The sequence below is a fragment of the Clostridium sp. cel8 genome (assembly GCF_014050525.1).
Classification (GTDB): Bacteria; Bacillota; Clostridia; order Clostridiales; family Clostridiaceae; genus Clostridium_B.
Map to the genome: position 1 here is coordinate 1 of NZ_JACGAG010000009.1, position 24651 is coordinate 24651.

At 27.6% G+C, this 24651-nt stretch carries 27 protein-coding genes and 1 rRNA gene; 19 read left to right on the plus strand and 9 right to left on the minus strand.

All coding sequences use genetic code 11. From position 1 onward, the window contains the following. A 5S ribosomal RNA gene (gene rrf / locus H2684_RS08755) occupies window positions 1-79 on the plus strand; the annotation flags it as partial. A 75-nt stretch (window positions 80-154) separates the two neighbouring features. On the opposite strand, the gene H2684_RS08760 is transcribed toward rrf, so the two are convergent. The 3 genes from H2684_RS08760 to H2684_RS08770 are packed head-to-tail and all read right to left on the minus strand — an operon-like array spanning window position 155 to window position 2819. Next, window positions 155-877 (minus strand): NAD-dependent protein deacylase, encoded by a 723-nt coding sequence (locus tag H2684_RS08760; RefSeq protein WP_182089030.1) that lies wholly within the window; start codon window positions 875-877, stop codon window positions 155-157. A 49-nt stretch (window positions 878-926) separates the two neighbouring features. Further along, on the minus strand, window positions 927-1862 hold the full coding sequence (locus tag H2684_RS08765) for an LD-carboxypeptidase (protein WP_182089031.1): 936 nt from the start codon (window positions 1860-1862) through the stop codon (window positions 927-929). A 15-nt stretch (window positions 1863-1877) separates the two neighbouring features. Continuing rightward, on the minus strand, window positions 1878-2819 hold the full coding sequence (locus H2684_RS08770) for a magnesium transporter CorA family protein (protein ID WP_182089032.1): 942 nt from the start codon (window positions 2817-2819) through the stop codon (window positions 1878-1880). 326 nt (window positions 2820-3145) lie between these two features. Here H2684_RS08770 and H2684_RS08775 point away from each other — a divergent pair, with 326 nt between their 5' ends. The 12 genes from H2684_RS08775 (at window position 3146) to H2684_RS08830 (ending at window position 12987) form a co-directional block, all read left to right on the plus strand. Beyond that, window positions 3146-3358, plus strand: coding sequence for a sigma factor G inhibitor Gin (locus tag H2684_RS08775; protein ID WP_182089033.1), 213 nt, complete (start codon window positions 3146-3148; stop codon window positions 3356-3358). Continuing rightward, the gene (locus H2684_RS08780) at window positions 3337-4761 is read left to right on the plus strand and encodes an aminotransferase class V-fold PLP-dependent enzyme (protein WP_182089034.1); all 1425 of its coding nucleotides are present in this window, start codon (window positions 3337-3339) and stop codon (window positions 4759-4761) included. Before H2684_RS08775 ends, H2684_RS08780 begins: the two co-directional genes overlap by 22 nt. 19 nt (window positions 4762-4780) lie before the next feature. After that, window positions 4781-5461, plus strand: coding sequence for a deoxynucleoside kinase (locus H2684_RS08785; RefSeq protein ID WP_182089035.1), 681 nt, complete (start codon window positions 4781-4783; stop codon window positions 5459-5461). Window positions 5462-5578: 117 nt separating this feature from the next. Next, window positions 5579-6523: a DNA polymerase III subunit delta' gene (locus H2684_RS08790; protein WP_182089036.1), complete on the plus strand. Its 945-nt coding sequence runs from the start codon at window positions 5579-5581 to the stop codon at window positions 6521-6523. Window positions 6524-6529: 6 nt separating this feature from the next. Continuing rightward, complete coding sequence (locus tag H2684_RS08795; RefSeq protein ID WP_182089135.1) at window positions 6530-7444, plus strand: stage 0 sporulation family protein; 915 nt, start codon at window positions 6530-6532, stop codon at window positions 7442-7444. Between the two features lie 14 nt (window positions 7445-7458). Further along, window positions 7459-7662: a heavy-metal-associated domain-containing protein gene (locus tag H2684_RS08800; RefSeq protein WP_182089037.1), complete on the plus strand. Its 204-nt coding sequence runs from the start codon at window positions 7459-7461 to the stop codon at window positions 7660-7662. Window positions 7663-7745: 83 nt separating this feature from the next. Continuing rightward, window positions 7746-7919: a 4Fe-4S binding protein gene (locus H2684_RS08805; RefSeq protein ID WP_182089038.1), complete on the plus strand. Its 174-nt coding sequence runs from the start codon at window positions 7746-7748 to the stop codon at window positions 7917-7919. Between the two features lie 217 nt (window positions 7920-8136). Beyond that, window positions 8137-8931: a flagellar motor protein gene (locus H2684_RS08810; protein WP_182089039.1), complete on the plus strand. Its 795-nt coding sequence runs from the start codon at window positions 8137-8139 to the stop codon at window positions 8929-8931. Then, on the plus strand, window positions 8928-9713 hold the full coding sequence (locus tag H2684_RS08815) for a flagellar motor protein MotB (protein WP_182089040.1): 786 nt from the start codon (window positions 8928-8930) through the stop codon (window positions 9711-9713). Before H2684_RS08810 ends, H2684_RS08815 begins: the two co-directional genes overlap by 4 nt. Window positions 9714-9847: 134 nt before the next feature. Continuing rightward, on the plus strand, window positions 9848-10615 hold the full coding sequence (locus H2684_RS08820; protein ID WP_182089041.1) for a tRNA1(Val) (adenine(37)-N6)-methyltransferase: 768 nt from the start codon (window positions 9848-9850) through the stop codon (window positions 10613-10615). Beyond that, window positions 10602-11447 carry a 16S rRNA (cytidine(1402)-2'-O)-methyltransferase gene (gene rsmI, locus H2684_RS08825; RefSeq protein ID WP_182089042.1) on the plus strand — a complete coding sequence of 282 codons (846 nt, stop codon included), beginning with the start codon at window positions 10602-10604 and terminating at the stop codon, window positions 11445-11447. The genes H2684_RS08820 and rsmI overlap by 14 nt, the downstream gene beginning before the upstream one ends. Window positions 11448-11922: 475 nt before the next feature. Further along, window positions 11923-12987 carry a C40 family peptidase gene (locus tag H2684_RS08830; protein ID WP_182089043.1) on the plus strand — a complete coding sequence of 355 codons (1065 nt, stop codon included), beginning with the start codon at window positions 11923-11925 and terminating at the stop codon, window positions 12985-12987. Between the two features lie 66 nt (window positions 12988-13053). Here the strand turns inward: H2684_RS08830 and H2684_RS08835 are convergent, their stop codons facing one another. Next, window positions 13054-13299: an AbrB/MazE/SpoVT family DNA-binding domain-containing protein gene (locus tag H2684_RS08835; RefSeq protein WP_182089044.1), complete on the minus strand. Its 246-nt coding sequence runs from the start codon at window positions 13297-13299 to the stop codon at window positions 13054-13056. A gap of 351 nt (window positions 13300-13650) precedes the next feature. Here H2684_RS08835 and H2684_RS08840 point away from each other — a divergent pair, with 351 nt between their 5' ends. Further along, the gene (locus H2684_RS08840) at window positions 13651-15015 is read left to right on the plus strand and encodes an HD domain-containing protein (protein WP_243159308.1); all 1365 of its coding nucleotides are present in this window, start codon (window positions 13651-13653) and stop codon (window positions 15013-15015) included. Window positions 15016-15155: 140 nt separating this feature from the next. Here the strand turns inward: H2684_RS08840 and H2684_RS08845 are convergent, their stop codons facing one another. From H2684_RS08845 to H2684_RS08855, 3 genes are read right to left on the minus strand one after another with little or no spacing between them, the layout of a single operon-like run. After that, complete coding sequence (locus H2684_RS08845; protein WP_182089046.1) at window positions 15156-15809, minus strand: DUF1292 domain-containing protein; 654 nt, start codon at window positions 15807-15809, stop codon at window positions 15156-15158. A 13-nt stretch (window positions 15810-15822) separates the two neighbouring features. After that, window positions 15823-16473 carry a PspA/IM30 family protein gene (locus H2684_RS08850; RefSeq protein WP_182089047.1) on the minus strand — a complete coding sequence of 217 codons (651 nt, stop codon included), beginning with the start codon at window positions 16471-16473 and terminating at the stop codon, window positions 15823-15825. Window positions 16474-16486: 13 nt separating this feature from the next. After that, window positions 16487-17038: a hypothetical protein gene (locus tag H2684_RS08855; protein WP_182089048.1), complete on the minus strand. Its 552-nt coding sequence runs from the start codon at window positions 17036-17038 to the stop codon at window positions 16487-16489. Between the two features lie 338 nt (window positions 17039-17376). On the opposite strand from H2684_RS08855, the gene H2684_RS08860 reads away from it, so the two are divergent. Further along, window positions 17377-17955: a DUF1836 domain-containing protein gene (locus tag H2684_RS08860; protein ID WP_182089136.1), complete on the plus strand. Its 579-nt coding sequence runs from the start codon at window positions 17377-17379 to the stop codon at window positions 17953-17955. On the opposite strand, the gene ispF is transcribed toward H2684_RS08860, so the two are convergent. Next, the gene (gene ispF, locus H2684_RS08865) at window positions 17952-18431 is read right to left on the minus strand and encodes a 2-C-methyl-D-erythritol 2,4-cyclodiphosphate synthase (protein ID WP_182089049.1); all 480 of its coding nucleotides are present in this window, start codon (window positions 18429-18431) and stop codon (window positions 17952-17954) included. The genes H2684_RS08860 and ispF overlap by 4 nt on opposite strands. A gap of 68 nt (window positions 18432-18499) precedes the next feature. Beyond that, a complete protein-coding gene (locus H2684_RS08870) occupies window positions 18500-18673 on the minus strand; it encodes a hypothetical protein (RefSeq protein WP_182089050.1) in 174 nt (57 codons plus the stop codon). Between the two features lie 575 nt (window positions 18674-19248). On the opposite strand from H2684_RS08870, the gene H2684_RS08875 reads away from it, so the two are divergent. The 4 genes from H2684_RS08875 to metG all read left to right on the plus strand — a co-directional run bounded on the left by H2684_RS08875 (window position 19249) and on the right by metG (window position 24647). Further along, on the plus strand, window positions 19249-20151 hold the full coding sequence (locus H2684_RS08875) for a polysaccharide deacetylase family protein (protein WP_182089051.1): 903 nt from the start codon (window positions 19249-19251) through the stop codon (window positions 20149-20151). Window positions 20152-20205: 54 nt separating this feature from the next. Further along, a complete protein-coding gene (locus H2684_RS08880) occupies window positions 20206-21696 on the plus strand; it encodes a glucosaminidase domain-containing protein (RefSeq protein WP_182089052.1) in 1491 nt (496 codons plus the stop codon). 61 nt (window positions 21697-21757) lie between these two features. Next, window positions 21758-22318, plus strand: coding sequence for a uracil-DNA glycosylase (locus H2684_RS08885; RefSeq protein WP_182089053.1), 561 nt, complete (start codon window positions 21758-21760; stop codon window positions 22316-22318). A gap of 382 nt (window positions 22319-22700) precedes the next feature. Next, window positions 22701-24647, plus strand: coding sequence for a methionine--tRNA ligase (metG, locus tag H2684_RS08890; RefSeq protein ID WP_182089054.1), 1947 nt, complete (start codon window positions 22701-22703; stop codon window positions 24645-24647). Window positions 24648-24651 lie beyond the last annotated feature (4 nt).

A 24651-nucleotide genomic window follows, 5' to 3' on the forward strand; every position in this document is an offset into this window, starting at 1 on the left:
TCCGAACAGGCAAGTTAAGCTTCATTGTGCCGATGGTACTGCAGAGGAGGCTCTGTGGGAGAGTAGGTAGCTGCCAGGTAAGAATTAAGGAGTAAATAAACAAAAAGTTTATTTACTCCTTTTTAGTGTATAAATATTTAATTCCAATTTGTTATTATAATACGCTTTTAAGAACTTTACCTACGCTATCATGTATGACAATATCAGCTTTGTTATCATATTGAGTTGAGGATTTATTTATAAGTACAAGATACTTTCCATTAAAGTAGTCAATCAATCCAGCTGCAGGATAAACTACAAGGGATGTGCCACCTACTATTAACATATCTGCGTTTTTTATGTGATATATTGATCTATTTAATATATCCATATTCAAACCTTCTTCATATAGTACTACATCTGGTTTTACAATTCCACCGCACTTATCACATTTAGGAATGTCAGGACTTTTTAATATATAGTCTAAATCGAAGAATTTATGACACTTAGTACAGTAATTTCTGTGTACAGAACCATGAAGTTCAAGTACATTTTTTGAACCGGCCATTTGATGAAGTCCATCTATATTTTGAGTTATAATGGCCTTTAGCTTTTTTTGATTTTCTAGTTTAGCTAGAGCATAATGTGCATCATTTGGCTTAGCATCTTTGTATACCATTTTATTTTTATAAAAGTCAAAAAAATCTTCAGTATGCGATACAAAGAAACTATGATTTAACATTACTTCCGGTGGATAGGAGAAATTATTTTTAGTTTTGTATAGACCTGTTTCTGATCTAAAATCAGGTATATTAGATTCAGTAGAAACCCCTGCCCCACCAAAGAATACTATATTATTGCTAGAATTTATAGCTGATTTTAAATTTTCGTATAACATAAAAACACCTCTTTAATTAATTATTATATCATAAAAATTAAACTGTTTATTATGAAACAACTGGCTCTAATACAGAGATTATTTGATTTTTGCAATCTATTGATACATTTGCGCCTATTGGAATAGTTAGTCTTGGGTAAGAATGTCCACATTGAAAATTAATTATAGTTGGTTTTCCAATGCTAATAACTCTATCTTCTAAAATTTCATCTAGTGTAAAACTTCGTTCATAATTAGAAAGAGTACAATTTGTAAATTGACCTAGTATTATTCCACTGCATTCTTGGAGTTTGTTACTTAAGATAAGTTGAGTTAACATTTTATCAATTTTATATGGTTCTTCATTTACGTCTTCTATAAATAGTATTTTATCTTTAGTATCTATTTCATAAGGAGTTCCTATAGTGCCTGATATAAGGGATAAGTTCCCTCCTACTAATATTCCGCTTGCTGAGGTTTCATTCAAATTTTTTAAATTTCTCAGATAGTTGTTAGATATGCCTTTCACATTTTTTATCTTGAATGGTTTGTATCCATAAGTTAGTGTATTTAAAAAACTCTCTAAAGTGATTTTATCTTCTAAGTTGGAATTACACATTGGAGAATGAAATGTTACAAAGTTACATTTTGAATAAATAGTATTAATTAGCACAGTTATATCACTAAATCCTGCAAATATTTTTGGATGCTTTTTTATAATATTGAAATCTATAAGAGGTAAAATACGCATAGCTCCATAACCACCACGAACACATAATATCATGTCTACACTATCATCTTGAAACATATCCATTAGATCATTTGCACGATCTATATCATTGCCAGCTAAATATCCCCATTTGTCATATATATGTTTGCCTTCTTTTACATTAAAACCGAGATCTTTTAAAATTTTAATGCTATTTTTAATATCTTCGGGTTTTATAAAGCTGGAAGGTGATATGATTCCAATTGTATCACCTTTTTTTAATCTTTTTCCTAACAAATAATATCACCATCCTTAAAATAAATCTTTCTTCTTGAGAAAAATAATAGAAATTATACAAATTATAGCCGTAATACCATATATTAGCCAAAAACTGTTTGCATGTTTAGCAAGAGGAATTCCGGCTACATTCATTCCAAATGAACCAAATATTATATTTGGTATAGAAAGTACAATCGTTATAGAGGCCAGTAGTTTCATTACAATATTTAGATTGTTTGATATTACAGATCCAAAGGCATCCATAGTACCTGTTAATATATTATTATATATATTTGTCATTTCTATTGCTTGTTTATTTTCAATTATAACATCTTCTAAAATATCTTGATCCTCAGGGTATTTTTGTAATAACTCAAGTTTTAACATTTTTTCAAGAGTTATTTCATTTGCTTTTAAAGAAGTAGAAAAGTAAACTAGAGATTTTTCAAGTGAAAGAAGTTGAATGAATTCTTTATTCCTCATAGATTTTTGAAGTTTTTGTTCTATCATAACACTCTTTTTATCTATTTGTCTTAGGTATATAAGATAGTAACTTGATATTCTATATAGTATTTGAAGGATAAATCTTGATCTTTTAAAAGTGTAAAAAGATCTTACCTTTCTATCTATGAAATCTATTAATATTTTACTATTTTTCAAGCATATAGTTATTATAGTGGATTCAGTATGAATTATGCCTAAAGGATAGGAATCATAAGTCAAGGAGTTATCTTCCATCTCCGTAAATGGAATATCTACTATAACAAGTAAGTTATTATCTTCTATATCTATACGAGAAGTTTCTTCTTCATCTAGAGCAGCTTTTAGGAATTCCATTGATACACCTGATTCTTTAGAGATTAATAGTAAATCTTCATTAGAAGGAGCTACAATGTTTATCCAGCATCCAGGTTCTATGGTATCTAATGATTTTAGTGTACCTGATTCGTCTATAGTTTTGTAAATTGATATCATGTAAATTCCTCCTATGTGTCTAGTGATTATCTGTTAATATTTAAGAATCTACTAGAGAATAATTATATTATATCTTATGTAATGTATTTGTGAAAATAATATAATTATTATTTATATGTATATATAAAAGTAGTTAATATGTATTTCTATATGAATATAATATATAGATAAATAAGTGATAGTTATAAAGATTAAATAACCCCACAGATTAAATATTATTATACTTTGTAAAAAATGCAGTAAGATTGAATAATTATCTAAATTAAGGTCAATAATTTTGATAGAATTATTTATTTAATTTAAGAATTGACTGACGGGGGGATATTATGAATAAAATACATTGTATTATATGTGGAAAAGTTTTGAGTGATGGTATTATAATATATAATAAAGGAATATGCAAGTGTTGTGAGGAAAGATTAATGAATTTAAAGTTTGATACAGATTTCTATGATCATTATAAAAGGTGTATAAAGAGATCTATAGTACCTTTAATAATAAAAGGAGAGGAATTAAATTGTCAGAATTACCGCTTTTAGAAGGGGTTTTAAACTATGTTAAAGAAAATAATATATCCTTTTGTATGCCAGGACATAAAAGTGGCAAAGGATTTTATAGAACTTCAATTGGGAAGGAGTTTTTAGATAATATAAATAAATTTGATATTACTGAAGTAGATGGAGTAGATAATCTTCATGATCAAAATGGAATAATTTTAGAAGCAAGTAATAGACTTTCAGATTTTTATGGAAGTAAAAAGTCTTATTTTTTAGTAAATGGCAGTACTTCAGGCAATATGGTAATGATATTTGCAAGTTTAAACGAAGGTGATAAAGTAATTGTAGAGAGAAATTGTCATAGTTCTATACTAAATTCTATAATTATGAGAAAACTTATACCTGTATATGTAGAAGATGTATTAAGTAGTGAATTAAATGCTCCTAGTGTTATAAATATGGAGCATTTTTTACATATAGTTAAAAATAATAGAGATGCAAAGGCGGTAATAGTTACTTACCCAAATTATTATGGATTGTGTAGTGATTTAAAGTCTATAATAAATATTTCAAGGAAATATGGAATGAAGGTATTGGTGGACTCTGCCCATGGATCACATTTTGGAGTTTCAAATAACATTCCTGAAAGTGCAGTAAAGTTAGGAGCTGATATGGTAGTTATGAGTGTGCATAAAACATTGCCTAGTTTTACTCAAACGGCGTATCTTCATGTAAATAATGAACATGATATTTCACGAGCGGACTTATATTTTCATATGTTTTTGAGTACAAGCCCTTCTTATTTGGCATTGTGTTCTATGGATTATGGCAGATTTTATCTTGAAAAGTATGGGAAAAATGATTACGATAAACTTATTTCTATAATTAATGTATTTACTCATAAGATAAATTCTATAAATGGAATGAAAATAGTAGATAGGACATATGCAAAGAATTTTAAATTTTTATGGGATATGGATCCAACAAGATATGTTATAAATTTAGATAGAGGATATAGTGCAGGTAGTCTATCTAAGTATTTAAGAAAAAATAAAATACAAATTGAGATGAATGATGGAAGTAATTTAGTTTTAATTTTATCTCCTTTTAACAGTAGAGATGATTTTGAAAGATTATACGAAGTACTTAAAAATTCTCCACTTGAGGAAATGAAAAGTAAATATGTTCAGAACATATATCATAAAATACCTGAGGTCAAAATTACACCAAGTGATACTATTAATAGAAAGAAGGAAATTGTAGGTATCAAGGATTCAGTAGGACGAATTTGTGGTAAAAGTGTGATACCATATCCACCAGGAGTGCCTATAGTATGTCCCGGGGAATTAATAGATTTGAATGTAGTAAAAACAATAGAGTATTATAGAGATAATAAAGTAAATTTAATAGGAATAGATAAAAATGGAATAGAGGTAATAAGTTAAAGCTTAGGAGGAAATACATATGAATGGTAAGTTAATTGTAATAGAAAGTGGATCTGATGGAAGTGGGAAGGCCACACAGTCTAAAATGTTATATGATAGATTAGTTAATGAGAACTATAAGGTTAAAAAGGTGGAGTTTCCTAATTATAAAAGTCAATCATCTTCTATTATAAAAATGTATCTTAATGGAGATTTTGGTAGTAAGCCTGAAGATGTAAATGCCTATGTAGCATCTACATTTTATGCTGTAGATAGATTTGCATCTTATAAAATGGAATGGGAGAAATTCTATAAAGATGGTGGTATTATAATAGCTGATAGATATACTACATCAAATATGGTGCATCAGGCATCTAAAATAGATGATAATAAAGAAAGAGATCATTTTTTGGATTGGCTTAGAAATCTTGAATATAAATTATATGGACTTCCAGAACCGGATTGTGTTGTGTTTTTAGATGTACCACCTAATTACAGTATAAAGCTTATGGATAAAAGATCAAATAAGTTTACAGGTAATAATAAAAAAGATATACACGAGTCAAACTCTGAATATTTAATGAAGTGTTATAAAAATTCACTGTATGTTGCAAATAAATATGGATGGAATAAGATAAATTGTATAGAAAACAATAAGATTATGGAAATAGAAGCCATACATAATTGTGTGTATAATTTAGTTTTAACATATTTAAAGTAGTATCCTAAAATATTGAATTGTGTTAGAATTACATTAATGTAATTTTCATAAATAATTATATTTGTATTGGATACAGTTTGTATATATTTGTTAAAATCTAATAGGAGGAATTTATAATTGGATTTTGCTGAAATAATAGGACATGATAAGATAAAGTCACAGATACTTAGAGAAATAAAACTTAATAGATTTTCTCATGCTCATATTATTGTAGGAGAAGATGGAATAGGCAAGAGTATTATTGCCCTGGAAACAGCTAAAATAATAGTAAATAACAAAAAAACAGGATTTAGTACTGATATTATAGAATATAAATTGAGAGAAAATAGGAAATCAATTGGAATAGATGATATAAAGAATATAATAGATGAAACTTCTAAAAAACCTTATGAAGGGAATAAAAAAGTAATTATAGTTTATAATGCAGATCTCATTACAGAAACAGCACAGAATGCTTTTTTAAAGACTATAGAAGAGCCATTTGAAGGTGTATATATAATTTTATTATGTGAAAAAATGGATAATATTTTAGATACAATACAGTCACGATGTGCAGTTTATAAATTAAGCAGACTTAAAGATGATGAGATGATTGAGTTCCTAAATAAGAGATTTCCGAGTTTATCACATGAAGAAAAAAAATCTATTATAGCATTTAGTGATGGAATACCAGGAAGAGCAGAGAAATTTATACAGGATACATCTTTTCATGAAATAAGAAACACTTCTTTAGACCTTTTGAAAGATCTTAATAATGGTGATTTAGATGTAATATCTAAGTATTCTAGTTTCTTGTTTAAATATAGAACTGAATGGAAAGAATTATTTACATGTATTCTATCATATATAAGAGATGTATTTGTTTATAAGGAAACAGCTAATCAAGAAATGCTTATAAATAGAGATAAGTTTTATGATATAAAATTAATAGGTGAAATGTTTTCATTCAGTAAATTAAGTTATATTATAGATATCATAAAGAGAGCGGAAAAGAAATTAGAAGCCAATGTTAATCCCAATTTGGTTTTTAACTCCATAATCCTTAAAATGCAGGAGGTATAAATGAAAATGATAACAGTTATAGGAATAAGATTTAAAAAAGCAGGTAAGATATACTATTTTTCACCTAGTGGTTTGAATATAAAAAAGTACGATAATGTTATAGTTGAAACATCTAGAGGTGTGGAATTTGGAACTTGTGTAATAGAATCAAAAGAAATATCTGAAGAAGATATAGTAGCTCCTCTAAAAAATGTACTTAGAGTTGCAACAGAAGAAGATGAAAAAAAACATAGCGAAAATAAGGCAAAGGAAAAGGAGGCATTTTCTATATGCGAGAAAAAAATAGGAGAGCATAATCTGGAGATGAAACTTATAGATGTTGAATATACATTTGACAATAATAAAGTTATATTTTATTTTACAGCTGATGGAAGGATAGATTTTAGAGAGCTTGTGAAAGATCTTGCATCTATATTTAGAACTAGAATAGAATTAAGACAAATAGGAGTTAGAGATGAAGCTAAAATGGTAGGTGGACTTGGACCTTGTGGAAGGGTTATGTGTTGTTCTAGTTTCTTAGGTGATTTTGCACCTGTTTCAATAAAGATGGCTAAAGAGCAAAATTTATCACTTAATCCAACAAAGATTTCAGGTATATGTGGTAGACTTATGTGTTGTTTGAATTATGAACAAGATGCATATGAAGATATAAGAAGGCGTTTGCCTAAAGTTAAATCTATTGTAGAAACTCCTTATGGGGAAGGTGAAGTTACAGGAAATTCTGTGGTAGAAGAAAGTATAAAGGTTAAAATAAAAAATAAAGATGGAGAGGATACAATAAAAGAAGTTTCAATAAATGATGTAAAGCTGATTTCTGGAAGTTATGAAGGAACTATAAATGAAAATGAAGTTAAAGCTGATTTAGAAGATGAAAATTTAAAAGATGTTGATATAATAAAAGAATTATTTAAAGATGAGTAGGGGGAACATTTTAGATGAAATCAATATTTAGAGTTACTAATATGAATACTGCAAAGGACATAAATAAAATAAGAAAAGTTATAGCTAATAATGAAGGAGTTATAGCTTGCCAAATAAATTCGGAAAAAGGAGAAGTAAGTGTAGTATATGATAATTACTTTGTAACTAGTGATTCAATAATTCAATCAGTTGAAAATTTGGGGTATACAGTAATCTAAAATTAACTTTTAAAAATTATATAAGTATGATAAAATATAAACGAACATAGTTTATGATTTTATTTTACGAGGAGGGTTTTAATATGGCATATAAAATTACTGATGCATGTGTAAGTTGTGGAACTTGCGCTTCAGAGTGTCCTGTTGAGGCAATTAGCCAAGGAGATACTCAGTTTGTTATAGATGCAGATACTTGCATTGATTGTGGAAATTGTGCTAATGTATGTCCAGTAGGAGCAGTAGTTCAAGACGATTAGCTTAATTTAAAAAGGCTACCAAGAGGGTAGTCTTTTTAATTGCAAAAAATTAGAGAACCCTATAAATTGTTAAAAATTAGTTATATTATAAGCGTGAAATATTTTAATATAAAATAAATATTATGGTAAAGACTAGTTAATTTTATACGATTATTTAATATATAGACATTTAATTAAGCATGTAAGTACAGTTAAATTAACTAGATGGAGGAGAAAGATGGATATATCTGTTATCATATTTATGATTTTTGGAGTAATGTCAATATTTGTTGGATATATGATTGAAGGTGGATCAGCTGGTGCTCTTTTTGGACTAACTGCAGCAATTATAGTCTTTGGAGGAACAATTGGAGCTGTTGGATTATCATTTCCAATGGATATATTGAAGAGAATTCCAAAAATTTTTAAAGTGCTTTTTAATCCTAGAAAAGTTGATTTGCCAGCTTTAATTTCTTATTTTAAAGATGTATCCTATAAAACTAGAAAAAATGGATTGTTGAGTTTAGAAGGAGAAATATCAAATGACCCTAATATGGATCCGTTTATAAAAAAGGGTCTTCAACTTGTAGTTGATGGAGTTGATCCTCAAGCTGTAAGAAGTATACTAGAATTAGAATTAGAATCTACATCTGAAAGACATGCAGAGTGTTCAGATATATTTGAAAGTGCTGGGGGATATGCTCCTACAATGGGAATTGTCGGCACAGTTATGGGACTTGTCCATGTTTTGGGAAACTTAGAGGATACATCAACATTAGGACCTAAGATAGCAACAGCTTTTCTGGCTACTTTATATGGTATAGCATCGGCAAATCTTTTATGGCTTCCAATAGGGAATAGATTGAAGCAAGCTGATGAAAAAGAATTAAAAGAAAAAACACTTATAATTGAAGCAATACTTTATATTCAGGAAGGAATAAATCCTAATACTATAGCTGAAAAACTAAAGAGTTTCTTAAACAAAGAAGAACTTGTTAAATTTCAGGAAATGGATGGGAAGGCTGAAATATGAAGAGAAAAAGGCGAGAAAAGAAGCCAGATGGTTTAAGATGGATGCTTACTTATTCTGATTTGATAACTTTACTTATGATATTTTTTATAGTTATGTATTCTATGGGACAAGTAGATCAAAATAAATATAGACAAATTGCAGAGTCTTTTAGCATAGCTATGGGTGGAGGAAAAAGTATAATTGGTTCAGATAGTAAGCCGAGTGTTAAAGATAGTGTGAAACAAATAGATACACTAAATGTTAGTCAAGTTGAAAAAAATAAGCTTGATAAATTGCAGCAGCAAGTAAATAAGTATTTAAAGCAAAATAAGTTGAGTGGTAGTGTGAGTACAAATATAGATGAAAGAGGTCTTGTAGTCAGCATAAATGATACTTTATTTTTTGATACTGGAAAAGCGGAGATAAAGCCTGAGATTAAAACAAAATTAAAGGAAATAGGAAAGATAATAAATGAACTTGGAAATTCAATAAGAGTTGAAGGACATACGGATAATGTTCCTATTAGCAACAATAAATATTCTTCTAACTGGCAGCTTTCAGCTATTAGGGCAGCTAATGTTGTACAATTTTTACAAGATGAAGTTGGAGTTAAACCAGAAAAACTTTCAGTAGGAGGATATGGAGAATATAAGCCAGTAGCTGCAAACTCTACAGATGTGGGTAGAGCGAAGAATAGAAGAGTTGATATAATAATACTTAGCACTAAGTTTGATGAAATGGAGCATAACGAAAATACAAAAGATACTAATGTGTCACAAAATAATTCAAAAACATCTAAATAAAATAAGTTTATTTAGGATTTTTGATATATATGCTTATTATATCCCTGACTTGTCAGGAATTATTTATTTGACAATTTGTTTTACATACACTAAAATATTAATGTCATTATAATATTAGAAAGAGGAAACAATGTATGAATTTGGAACTAGTTCATGAAGATGAAACACTTGATGATCTCCAACTAAATGGAATACACATAATTCAAAAGAAGTGTTCATTTAGATTTGGTGTAGATGCAGTACTCCTTGCAAATTTTGTTAAAGTAAAATCAAATATGAGTGTGATTGATTTATGTAGTGGTACTGGTATAGTTCCATTTATAATTATAGGTAAGAAAAATGCAAAATATGTAACTGGTATAGAAATTCAAGATAATATGGTTGACATGGCAAAACGTTCTGTACTTTTAAATAATATGACTAAAAGATTAAAATTTTTTCATGGAGATATATCAGATTTAAATCTATTAAAGACATTTCCTAAATATGATATTGTAACTGTAAATCCTCCATATAAGCTTAAAAATTCTGGTATTATAAATAGAGATGATAAAAATGCAATAGCAAGACATGAAATACTATGTACATTAGAGGATGTAGTGAAAGCTTCCAAGATTTTGCTAAAGGAAAATGGAAGATTATATATGATACATAGACCAGATAGACTGGTTGATATAATGTATCTTATGAGAGAATATAAAATAGAACCTAAATTTATTAGAATGGTTCATCCTAGTTTTGGCAAACCACCTAATATGGTTCTTATAGAAGGAAGAAATAATGGTGGAAAATTTTTAAAATGGGGATCTCCACTTTATATTCATAGTAAAGATGGAGGTTATACTGAGGAAATAGAAAAAATATATGGTAGAGATAAAGAGGATTGTTATGAAAGCAGGTAAACTTTTTTTGGTGCCAACTCCTATAGGCAATTTGAAGGACATAACTATAAGAGCACTTGATATATTAAAAGAAGTAGATTTAATAGCGGCAGAGGATACAAGACAAAGCCTAAAGCTTTTAAATCATTTTAATATAAAAAAGCCTCTTGTAAGTTATCATAAATTTAATGAAAATTCTAAAAGCTTAAATATAATAGAAGAACTTAAAAGTGGAAAGAATGTAGCACTTGTAAGTGATGCAGGAACTCCGGGAATTTCAGATCCGGGTAATATTATAATACAAAAATGTATAGAACAGGGAATGGAATTTGAAGTTCTTACAGGGGCAAGTGCTTTAATTACAGGTCTAGTTTATTCAGGATTAAATAAAGGAATGTTTACATTTGTAGGATTTCTTCCAAGAGATAATAAAAATAGAAAAAAGGTTATTGCAGCTATAAAAGATAGACAAGATACATTGATATTTTATGAATCGCCACATAGACTTAAAAGTACATTGGAATTTTTGAGAAAAAATATTGGAAATAGAAAAGTTGCTATATGTAGAGAACTTACAAAAGTACATGAAGAAGTACTGAGATTTACTATTGATCAGGCAATAAATTATTATGAAGATAAAAATATAAAAGGTGAAATTGTTATTGTAGTTAGTGGTAAATCAGAGGAAGAGATTTTAAAAGATAAAGAAAAATATTGGGAAAATATGACTATTCAAGAGCATTTAAAAAAATATATGGATCAGGGATTTGATAAAAAAGAATCAATTAAAAGAGTATGTATGGATAGAAACCTTCATAAATCAGATGTTTATAAGTATTCCATAGGATTATAGATAGAAAAATAAATAAAAATCTAAAGTTAATTTTATGTAATAATTACTATGAATTGACTTATTTAAAAAATAATTCTTGAAAATATTTGAGTTTATTAATAAACATATAACTTTAATTAAAAATTATAATATTTTGAGAAAAATGTATCATAAAAGTTGTTAAATTATTAGTCTTAATGGTATAATAAAAAAGGTAATTTTAAAATTATAAGCGAAACTAATAATTTTAATATATATTTTATATCTAAATAGTAAAAGTATAGCTTTACATTTGAAAAAAATTATATGATTGTTTGTATATTTATATTTTATAAAATAGTAAATTTTAATTTCAAGACTTTTTATTTTACACACACATATATAGGACGTTTCTAGAAATAGTGTGAATTTATAGATGTATTTTAAGGTCTTGAATTTAATAATATTTAATCTTACAACAGTTAAAATTTATGGTGAACATAGGGAGGTATATGAATTGAATAAAAAAACAATGTCCGTTATGATTGCGTTGACATTGACTTTCTCTACTTGTGGAACTGTTTTTGCATCACCAAGTAGTACAAGTTCTATAAGTCAACTCAATCAGCAGAAACAGGAGTTACAAGTTAAAGTTGAGAAGTTAGATGATCAAATATCACAGGTAATGTTGGAAATTGATAACAACAAAAAAAATATTGAAAAAATAGAAGCGGAAATAGAAAAAAATAAACAAAATTTGGACAAGATACAAGAGGATATAGCTGCACAGCAAGAATTGTTCAACAAAAGAGCAAGGGCAATGTACATAAATGGAGTAGACAGTTACTTAGGTGTAATATTGAACTCAAATAGTATAAATGATTTTATATCAAGAATAGATACAGTTAGAAGAATAATGACTTCTGATAAAGAGATTATAGGTAATCTACAAGATAAAAAAGAAGAATTGGCTGAGGAAAAGGAAAATTTAGAGAATGAAAATAATAAGTTCTTGGCTCTTAAAGCTGATAATGAAAAGAAGCTAGCCAAGCTTAATAGTGATAGATCATCGGAAAAAGCTTTAATAGAGGATTTGGAGGAGAAAGAAACAGCTCTTCAAGCATCTTCTATAAATAATGAAAGTAATGCGGCAGTAATTGCAGCAGCAAATAATGTTCAAAAAATTAGAGAGGCTGCACCTAGAATATCAAGAGGAGGATCAGCTGCGGCTGTGTCTTCAAATTCAGTAGTTGCATATGCGTCTAATTTCTTAGGTGTTCCTTATGTATGGGGTGGAACGTCACCATCAGGTTTTGACTGTTCAGGATTAGTTCAATATGTATATGCTCATTTTGGTATTTCACTTCCTAGAGTGGCCTCGGCACAGCAAGGAGTAGGAACTCCTGTATCTAAGGAAAATCTTAAACCAGGCGATTTGGTATTTTTCGGATCACCTGCATATCATGTAGGAATATATGTTGGAAATGGTTCATATATTAATGCACCTAGAACAGGTGATGTAGTAAAAATATCATCAATAGATAGAGCTGGTTTTAGTGGTGGAAGAAGAATACTTAACTAATATTTATTAGATATGTAAATATAAAATTAAAGCCCAACATAATGTTGGGCTTTTTATTTGTAATAATTATTTTCCTTCTTTTAATTCATTTAAGCAATTTTTACAAATATTTTTTCCTTTGTAATTGACAACATCTCTTGCATCTCCACAGAAAATACATGCTGGCTGATATTTCTTTAATATAATTTGCTCACCATCTACATATATTTCTAGAGCATCTTTTTCAGCAATATCTAAAGTTCTTCTTAGCTCTATAGGAATTACAATTCTTCCTAGCTCGTCCACTCTTCTTACAACACCTGTTGATTTCATTTGATTTCCTCCCTTAATTCCATAATTCGACATAACCACAATTAAATAATAGCAAAACTTACATTAAAAGTCAATAGAAATTTTAAAAAATTACCTATAATATTTTTAAAAAAGTTTGATATATCAAAGTAAAGTGCCATTATAAGCGTATAAGTAATTAAAATTATGCTATAAATTAAATTCGACAAAATATGATTTATTGCGTATAATATTGCAATTAATGTATTATAGTTTAATATACATCTAAATAGTGAATATATTATTTATAAATTACTGATAAATATTAAATACATATATGGTAAAATAATTATGAAGTAGGTGATAGATTTGAATTATTTGAAAAAGTTTATTATGTGTTTAAATAATAAGATAAATACAAATGAAGAAAGTGTATATTTAGTTGGTGGATATGTAAGGGATAAATTAATTAAATCAAGTATGGATCCAAAAGATGCAGATTTTATATATGATGGTGATATTAAAGGCTTAATAGAATATCTAAATTCATCTGGATATCAGTTTATGCCAATTAAAGAATCAAGAGAAACATATAGATGTATGTTAAATGGCAATTGTATAGATATAACTAAAATGCAAGGGAAAACTATAGTTGAGGATTTAAGTAAACGGGATTTTACTGCAAATGCTATATGCCTTGAAGTAGGAAAAAATAAGATAATAGATCCTTTTGAAGGAAGAAAAGCAATTAAAAATAGGATAATAAAAGCTGTAAGTTCAGATAGTATTAAAAAAGATCCTATTAGAATATTGAGAGGTATTAGACTATATATAAGTTATGGAATGCATTTTAATCTTGATACTGAAAATATGATAAAAAAGTATGCTTTTAAATTGAAAGAAGTAGCTGGAGAAAAAATATTTTCTGAATTGATGTTAATATTAGAGAATGATAAAGATGGAAGAGCTTTTGATATACTAAACACATTTTCTGTATTAAATTTTCTAATTCCATATGTGGAAGAACTTAAAACTATGGGAAAGTGTAAATATCATCAGGAAGATGTATTTACACATGCAAATTTAACATATATGGCTTTTAAAGATATTTTAAGTCATAGAATAAATATAAAAAACTTAGATAATAATATTTTTAATTACAAAATTGGAGATTTTACTCTTAGAGAATATACTTCAATAGCATGTTTTTTGCACGATATTGGAAAATATGAGGCCTATAAAAAAGAAGGTAATAAGGTTAGTTTTGCTGGACATGAAAAAAATGGCAGAATAATATGTGAAAAATTATGTAACAGACTTAGATTTCCTAAAAAGGCATCTAAATTTATAGAAGATATTGTAAGTGCTCATATGTATCCTCTTATATTTTTTAAAAACGGATTTGAAAACAGTAAACATATGATTTATGATTTTTTTTATAAATATGGAGAACTTTCTAGGTATATAATTGTTGTAGCTTTTTGTGATAATTATGCTACGAGGATGTTGTCATATGAAAATAGTGAGAAAAGAAGATTTAAAGTATTTATCGAAAAGATGCTTGAGGAATATGATATCTATTCTAATTTAAAAAATAATCAACTTGTAGATGGAAATTATATTGTTAATGTCCTGGGATTTAGAGGAGTTATTATAGGTAATATAATGTATAATATTGATAAACTTAGATATTTAAAAAAGTTAAAAACAAGGCAAGATGTAATTGATTATATTAATAAATTAAAGAAATTAAGATAATATTAACATAGATACTTATCAACAATGTGGATAAGTATCTATGTATGTTGTATTAGGGCAATTATATCAACAATTATAAGTTATCAACAGAAATTGTTGATAACTTTGTGGATTCTGTGTATAACTATGGACAAGTCCTACTACTTATCCACAATTTGGAATATAGATACTATAAAATCAAATTCATTTGGATCTGTTATTTCGCCATAAGAGTCTTCTGATATTCCTGGATAATAGTATAATATAAACTTTTCACTACTTTCTAGATCTTGTATTATTATATATTTTCTATCTAATTCTATGTCTTGTAGAGTTGCAATTACATTATAAGTGCCATCTTTACCGGTTTTGTTATTTCTAAGATATAGTACAAAGTTATCATGTAATGAAACATTAATTTTCTTTTTGTCACAATAGGCAATATTAGAGTCATTTTTGCAAGCTAAGCATCCATCAAATTTACAATTGACTATGCAATTTAAGCATTTACATTTACTGCATTTATCTAATTGATTTAATGACTCTAAGTTATCATTTTTGTAATCTTTTAATAAAGATATATATTTATCGCTTTTAAATATATTGAGAAATTTTGATTTTTGAGTTTCACTTTTGCAGGATTCAAGTAAATCTATATATCTTTTTAAAGTGCCTATTTTTACAATGTATTTTCTCCTATTTAATAATTGTTTATCTAAAAAAGGAGATACATTTTCTATGGCATAACTTATATCTACAAATATTTTTCCATAATAATTTTTTTCAGAATCTATAAATTTATCTATTTTATTCATAATAAATCATATCCTAATTCTGTTTATATTTTTCTAGTTCTTTATCTAGATCAATTTTATCTAATTCTTCAAATTCCTTATCAAGTGAATTTAATTCTTTTAGATCTTCAAGTCCTCGGGATATAGCTTCCTTTTTTTGTATCGTTTTTTCTATATCATCAATGCTTATTTTATTATTTTCTGAATCTATATTAGTGAGAATTTCGTTTATTTTTTTACTAGCTTCTGCATTGTTGTATCTAGCAGCAGCTTCATCTCTATATATCCTAGTTTTTTTGATTTCATTTTCTAGATCTATAAGTTTTTTCTTTATAGTTTCAGCTTTAATTGAGGCGGTTTTATAGCTTTTTTCTAAATTTTTATAAGTATTCTCTGCTTCTAATTTTTTCTCTAAGGCCTTTTTAGCCAATTCTTCATTGTTTTTATTTAGGGCTAATTTTACTTTTTCATCAAATTCCAATGAAGTTTTTTTTGCAGATTCCATATTCTTTTTGATTTCATAAACACTGCCCAGTACTTGCGCAGAGGATAGCTTGGCTTTATTTAAGCTATTCTCCATATCTTTTAGTTTCTGATCTAAGAGTTCTATTGGATTTTCAATTTCATCCAATCTGCTGTTAACTTTTGCTCTAAACATATTTGACATTCTTTTAATTAATCCCATTTTAATTTCCTCCTTAAAATCTTCTGAATTTTGTTATTTTATTAATGATGAATATTATAAATATTACACACACTATAAACTTGATAAACCACCATAAAAATGTAAAACTAAGACTACTGCCAATATAATTATTGCCTATACTATAGTGATGTCCCCATGGTATGGGAATTGGTATAGGAAAAAATGAATGGCTAGTAGTAGTACTTGTGCCATAGTTATGATTTGGTTCGGATTTTGAAGTAGAAGTTTTTGAATTTGAGAAACTTCCAGATTTAAAGCTTCCACTAGAGCTTGTACTATTACTATAATTGCTTTTGTATTGAGATTTAGAGCTAGAAAAGCTTCCGGATTTAAAACTGCCACCTGCAGATTTTGTGCTATGGAAAGAAGATGCTCTGCTAGTATGTGATGAAAATCCACCAGATCTAAATGATATTAAGGTTGAAGAGCTAGCATATGTAATATTTTCTCCTGATGTAGCAACACCTGTTGAAGTATTTATTAACAAAAATATAAAAGTAAAAAATAAAATTAAAAAGTTTCGTTTCTTATTTATTTCATTCATCCCCCTACTTATATAAATATAACAAATTTATATTTGGTAAATATAAAATATAATATTATAATACAGTATTAAATACTATATTACAAGTATATAATTATCTTATTTTAGAATATTTTAAAGCGTATGTCTAAAAATTAACATAATATCTTTATCTAGATTATTAAAGGTAATGTTTTCTACTGTTTTTATTATTATTTAAACTGGCATATATTTTAAATTATATAGATATATAATATATATTTACCTTGTAAAGCAGTTATAAATAACTTATAATATTCTTATAGAAAGTCAATAATTTCATTTTGGAGGAAATAATTTTGGAAGAAAATAAATTTAATATGGAATATATAGATAAGATGGCAGAAAAAATATCAAAAAGTACTATAGTACCATATGATGATTTGCCAAGATATGATTTATTTTTATCTCAGGTAATAGACTATTTAAATGATAAATTTTCTCAAGAAAAATATACAAATAACATAATTCAAAACTATGTAAAAAATGAAGTTATATCTAAACCTGAAAATAGTAAAAAAAGAGGATATACTAAAGTACATTTGGCTCAATTGGTTCTTTTAAGTTATATGAGGCCTATACTTTCTACAGAAGAAATAAAAAAAGTATTTAGATTGGCTTTTAATGAAATAAATAATCCTGAAGATGACATAATTTCATGGGAGAAAGCTTATAAAATATTTTCAGATATACAAGAAAATAGTTTTCAAAATCTAATTACTGAAAATCTTTTTGATGAGAAAAAATTGAAAAGAATAATTAAAGATATGAAATTAAAATCCACTGAAGAAGAAGAAAGAATAATGGTATTCTTTGTAGTCATATCTTTAATTTGTCATGCTAGTTCTGTTAAAAAGTTAGTTCAATGTATAGTGAATAATTATAATAAAGATGTCTAAATATCAATTTTATTTAATAAACATACGCTTTGAGCAGCTATGCCTTGCTTTGCACCTGTAAAACCGAGGCCTTCTTCAGTAGTTGCTTTAATGCTTATTGAATTTATATTAATATTTAATGTGTTTGATATTGTTTCTCTCATTTGATTTATATATGGGGAAAGCTTTGGTTCTTGGGCAATTATTATGGAGTCTATATTTCCGATTGTGTAGGAATGTTCTAATATCAAGTTGTTTACATGTTGTAAAAGCTTTATACTTGAAATATTTTTATATTTTTCACAACTGTCGGGAAATAACTTTCCTATATCACCTAATGAGAGTGCACCAAGCATGCTGTCCATTATTGCATGTATAAGAACATCAGCGTCAGAATGTCCAAGAAGTCCTTTTTCATAATTTATTTTAACTCCTCCTAGTATAAGAGGTCTATTTTCTACTAATTTATGTACATCATAACCTATTCCTATTCTCATTTTTATCCTCCAGTTATTAACATTATATAATAATATAAAAATATAAAAAAGGTGCATTTTAGGGCACCTTAAGATATATACTTTGAGTAATGTATTATTTTTTTATTATCTTTAATGGTGGTTTTATTTGTAGAGCTAAGCATATTTGTTAAAAAATCCTTTATCAAACTAATAATATTAAGCTTTTTAAATCGTCTTTTTTTATACCTTTTAAAATTAACCCTGATAACGTTATCCTTCATTATTAGCCCCACCTTTCATACACTATTATTTACTTAAATAATATCATATTTGATTAAATTTGTTAATAAAATACTATGAAATATTATCTTTAAAAGATGTATATATCATAAATTTAGAATGGTATTTTTGTAAGTTTAATATTTGATATTAATTAACAAATATATATATATATTATATGTTAAATTTAGACTTTTATAATGGATACAGCACAATATTTAAATATTGCGCTGTAAGGATAAAAAGGTAAATTTGTTATAGGAAAATGATAATTGTGCTCAATAAGCTGTGCAAGTTACATTCAGGTAATAATATTATATGAGGTATTTGTGAGAAGTGTTACTTTATTCTATAAAAAATATAAAAATTATCAACAAGTTATACACATGTCTGTTGATAATGTGTATAACTTGTGTTTATTTCATCATTATTGTTAATAAAAAATATATAATATACTATATACTATGAAACTTTCTTGATTATAGTCAATTATACAAAAAATATAATTGTTGTAATATATAATTATATATTATAATTATATATTATAGTATATATACAATGAAAAGAGTGAAATAGCATGAATAAAAAGTTCGTAAAAACTTTAATTTGGGGTATAGTTGTTTTAATTATATTAATTATAGGATACTCTGCTTATCAAAATGTATTTATAGAAAAGTCAAGTAATAAAGATGAAATAAGTTATGATTCAAATAAAAAGGATGAAAGCAAGAAGTCTATGAAAAGTACTCAAGTAAAAGCGATTAAGAATAGAAATTTTACTGGAAATGTAATAGACAATAAAAATTCAGTACCTGTACTAATGTATCATTCTATAGATTATGAAAAAGGAAATGAACTTAGAATTCCAAAAGATAAATTTAGAGAACAAATGCAGTATTTAAAAGATAATGGATACACAACAATTACGGTAAGTGAATTATATGATTTTTTGAAAAATAATAAGCCTGTACCAAAAAAGTCTGTAGTTATAACTTTTGATGATGGATATGAAGATAATTACATAAATGCATATCCAGTTTTAAAAGAGTTTGGATTTAAGGCTACTATATTTGTTGTTACTTCAACTGTTGATAAAGATAGTAATTATTTGACTTCTTCAGAGTTAAAAGAAATGAGTAAAAATGGTATAGATATTGAGAGCCATACAGTAAATCATGATAAACTTAGTCAATTAAGTTATGAAATGCAGCTAAATACTCTAAAGGAATCTAAAATATTTCTCGAAAATGTATTAGGTAAAAAAATATATTATATAGCGTATCCTTATGGAGATTGGAATGATAACACTGTAAAAGCAGTGGAATCTTGTGGATACAAGTTGGCATTTACAACTGAAAGTGGATGGGCAAATAAAGATCAAGGTATCTACAAATTACATAGAGTTTATATAAGTAACAATCATGATATGAAAGAATTTCAAAGAAGATTAACTGATTCTAGTTATTATGAAGATAATTAAATTAATTAAAAATATAATAACTAGAAGAATTTTTTAATTAAGGGGGGAAGGATTTTGAATAATAGAATAAAGTCATTAATTTTGGCTTTGGTGTTTTGTTTTACAATTGTACAATTTAAAGTAAATGCAGCGATAATTTTAAATGCTACTAAAGTTAATATAAATTCAAATAAGGAATGGACTGTTAAGTTTAATAGGAATTTAGATGAGGATACAGTAAATACTGAAAATATTGTTGTCTTAGACAAATACAAAAATACTGTACCTGTTAGTGTAACACTTGGTAGCGATAGTAAAACTATATTAATAAGTCCTAAGGTTGCAGGCTATGATCCCGGAGAAGAATATGAACTTATTATAAGTAAGAATGTGAAGTCATCTTTTGGTGATACTTTGGGAAGTGATGTTACATTAAAATTTACTATTGATAATTCATACTCTGATGGTACAAGCTATTCAGAGTTACCTAAAATAATTTCAAATGAATTTCAGTATGTGCCTCTTATGCCTTCTGAAAAGCAAGGATTTATATTGAACTCAACAGGATCAGAAGATGTGGAATATAGAATATTTGCAGCTGAGTATAATACATATAATCAAGGGGAATTTCAGGAAATAACTGATGGATATGTAAAACCTGTAGATGGAAAAGTAATTGCAAATAAAAATCTAAGCGCAGGAACTAATGGACAAAAATATAAAGTTATTATATATGTAAAAAGATCAGATTCTGTAGGTGCACATAGAGATGTTAATACTGATTATGACAATTACTTTGTAGATTATTTTAGATGTATAGATTCCGTGGATGTTACAGATAGTAAGTATTATAAAGATGTAGATGTGAGCTTGCAAGATGCAGTTAATATGGAATTAAAAGAGTTTCCTGTTTTTGTGGAAACAAGTTCATTTAATAATCTTGCTTCAGCAAATCAGATAAAATATTATATGAATCCTAAAAATTTTTTAGATAGCTATGGTAAATATCAGTTTTTAAAGTTAAGTTATTCAGATGGAGTAACTGCAGATAGTTTAAATGAATTTCTTGAGGATAAAGGTATATTCAAAGGATATGGACAAGCATTTATAAATGCTGCTAAGGAAAATAATATAAGTGTAAGCTATTTGGTTTCTCACGCTATGCTTGAAACTGGAAATGGCACATCTGTTCTTGCAAATGGTGGAGAAAAGAATAGTGATGATGAATATGTATATGGTAAACCAGTATATAATTTTTTTGGAATTGGAGCAGTGGACGAGGATCCAATAGGTGAAGGAACAAAAAAGGCTTACGATGAAGGATGGTTTACTCCTGAACTGGCTATAGAAGGAGGAGCCAAATGGATAGCAAGCGGATATATAAATAATCCTAATTATAAGCAGGATACTTTATACAAAATGAGATGGAATATTGAAAATCCATCACATCAATATGCTACTGATATAGCTTGGGCTTATAAACAAATTCCTAATATAATGAAAGTAATAGATATGATGTCTTTTTCTAATGAGGCTTTGAATTTTGAAATACCTAAATATAATTAACGTTGTTATGTATAAATTATAAGATAATTGTTTATTTTAAATTTAATGGAGTGATTAAATTTTGCTTAAGTGGAGAGAACTTTATAAAGAGTGTTTTAATTGCCATAAGTGCATTCTAGGTGATACTAGAACAAATATGGTTTTTGGAGATGGAAATCCTAGGGCTGATATTATATTTGTAGGAGAGGCTCCAGGAGCAGATGAAGATAGGACTGGGATACCTTTTGTTGGAAGAGCAGGACGTCTTTTGACAAAATACTTAGAAGACCTCGACTTACATAGAAATAAAGATTATTATATATGTAATATATGTAAGTGTAGGCCTGAAAACAACAGAACACCTTATGAAGATGAAGCAAAGGCTTGTCTACCATATGTTAGAAATCAGGTTGCTCTTGTAAAGCCTAAAATTATAGTATGTTTAGGTGCTACTGCTATGAAGTATATACTTGGTAGAGATTGGAGAATTACAAGAGATAGGGGAAAGTGGGTAAAAAGAAAAGGCTTCTATATGACAGCTACATTTCATCCATCTGCAATATTGAGGGATGCAAATAAAAGTGATTTATTTTTGGAAGATTTGAAGGCTATAAATAAAAAATATAGGGAAATTTCTGTGTGAAATATTGACATAATAAAATATATAACTTATTATATTGTTAAAATACAGTGAAGGAAAGAGTAATAAATTGATAAGTCTAAAGAGAGTTAGTACTTAGGTGAAAGCTAATGGCGATATTAATTTATGAACATGGCTCCGGAGTAAGTTATCTGAAAATATATTAAGATAATTCGTGTTTACAGACGTTATACTGTAAGGTAATGTTAGTTACTTAGTGAGGTTTTTACTGTGAAGTAAAAATGAAATAGAGTGGTAAAGTGTTTATATGCCTCTATATAAAATTGATTTTATATAGAGGCTTTTTAATTTATAAATACTGATTGGTTTATTTATACTAAATTATACAAATCTTAAAAAATAATTATATGAAAGGAAGAGAAATATGGATAAGAAAACTTACTATATTACTACACCTATTTACTATCCATCTGCAAAGTTACATATAGGTAATACTTATACTACTGTTGCAGCAGATGCACTGGCAAGATTTAAAAGGTTAACAGGATACGATGTTATGATGCTTACAGGTAGTGATGAACATGGGCAAAAAATTCAAAGATTAGCAGAAGCAAAAGGAGTTACTCCAAAGGAATATGTTGATGAAATAGTAAGTGGCATAAAAGACCTTTGGAAAATAATGAATATAAGTTACGATAAGTTTATAAGAACTACAGATGATTATCATGTAGATGCGGTACAGAAAATATTTAAGAAATTATATGATCAAGGTGATATATATAAGGGTAAATATGAAGGATGGTACTGTACACCATGTGAATCATTTTGGACAGAAACTCAGTTAGTTAATGGAAATTGTCCTGATTGCGGAAGACCAGTTGAAAAAGCAAGTGAAGAGGCATACTTTTTTAAAATGTCAAAATATGCTCCTAAACTTATAAAATACATTGAAAATCATCCTGATTTTATACAGCCTGAATCTCGAAAAAATGAAATGTTAAACAACTTCTTGAAACCAGGACTTCAAGATTTATGTGTATCTAGAACTTCTTTTGACTGGGGAATACCTGTAACATTCGATAAAAAGCATGTAGTATATGTATGGATAGATGCGCTTGCAAATTATATAACTGCACTTGGATATGGAGGAGAAAATACTGAAAAATTTGAAAAGTATTGGCCAGCAGATGTACATCTAGTTGGAAAAGATATATTGAGATTCCATACTATATATTGGCCTATAATGCTTATGGCACTTGGTCTTCCACTTCCTAAAAAAGTATTTGGTCATGGTTGGCTCCTAGTTGATGGAGGAAAGATGTCAAAATCAAAAGGTAATGTGGTAGATCCTGTAGTTTTAGTAGATAAATTTGGAACTGATCCAGTAAGATACTATCTTCTAAGGGAAATTCCTTTTGGATCAGATGGAATGTTCAATAACGAGATATTTATAAAGAAGATAAACTCTGACCTTGCAAATGATCTTGGAAACCTTGTTTCTAGAACATGTGCAATGATAGATAAATATTTCGATGGAGTAATGCAGGAGCCTTCAGAAAGCGAAGATATAGATAAAGAACTTATAAATATGGGGTTGGAACTTCCAAAAGAAGTGGAGAAAAATATGGATCTTCTTAGAATTCCAGAAGCACTTGATGCTATATGGAAATTTATCGGGAGATCAAATAAATACATTGATGAAACTATGCCTTGGATACTTTCAAAAGATGAGGGAAAGAAAAAAAGACTTGGAACAGTACTGTATAACCTTGCAGAAAGTTTAAGGATAATCTCTGTGTGTATTTCAGCATTCTTACCTGAAACTAGCCAAAAGATAAATGAACAATTGAATATTCAAGTTATATCATGGGATAGTTTAAAAGAATTTAATGGAACAAAAGTGGGAACGAAGATAAATAGAGGTAATCCTATATTCCCTAGAATAGATGTAGATAAAAAATTGGAAGAGCTAGATAAATTAAAGGCTGAGCAACAATCTAAGAAAAACGCTTCTTCAAAAAATAATATTGAACCTATAAAAGATGAAATAACTATTGAAGATTTTGATAAAATAGATTTAAGAGTAGCTAAAGTTATTAATTGTGAGAAAATGAAAGGATCTAAAAAGCTTTTAAAGTTTAAACTGGATTTAGGTGGAGAAGAAAGACAAATAGTATCAGGAATTGCAAAGTATTATAAGCCAGAGGATTTAATAGGAAAGTCTGTTATAGTTGTAGCAAACTTAAAACCTATTAAGCTAAGAGGTGAGATTTCACAGGGAATGATACTTTCTGCAGAATCAAAAGATGGAAATAAATTATTTACTGCAACGGTATCCGGTGATATTGAAAGCGGAAGTGTAATAAAATAAAATA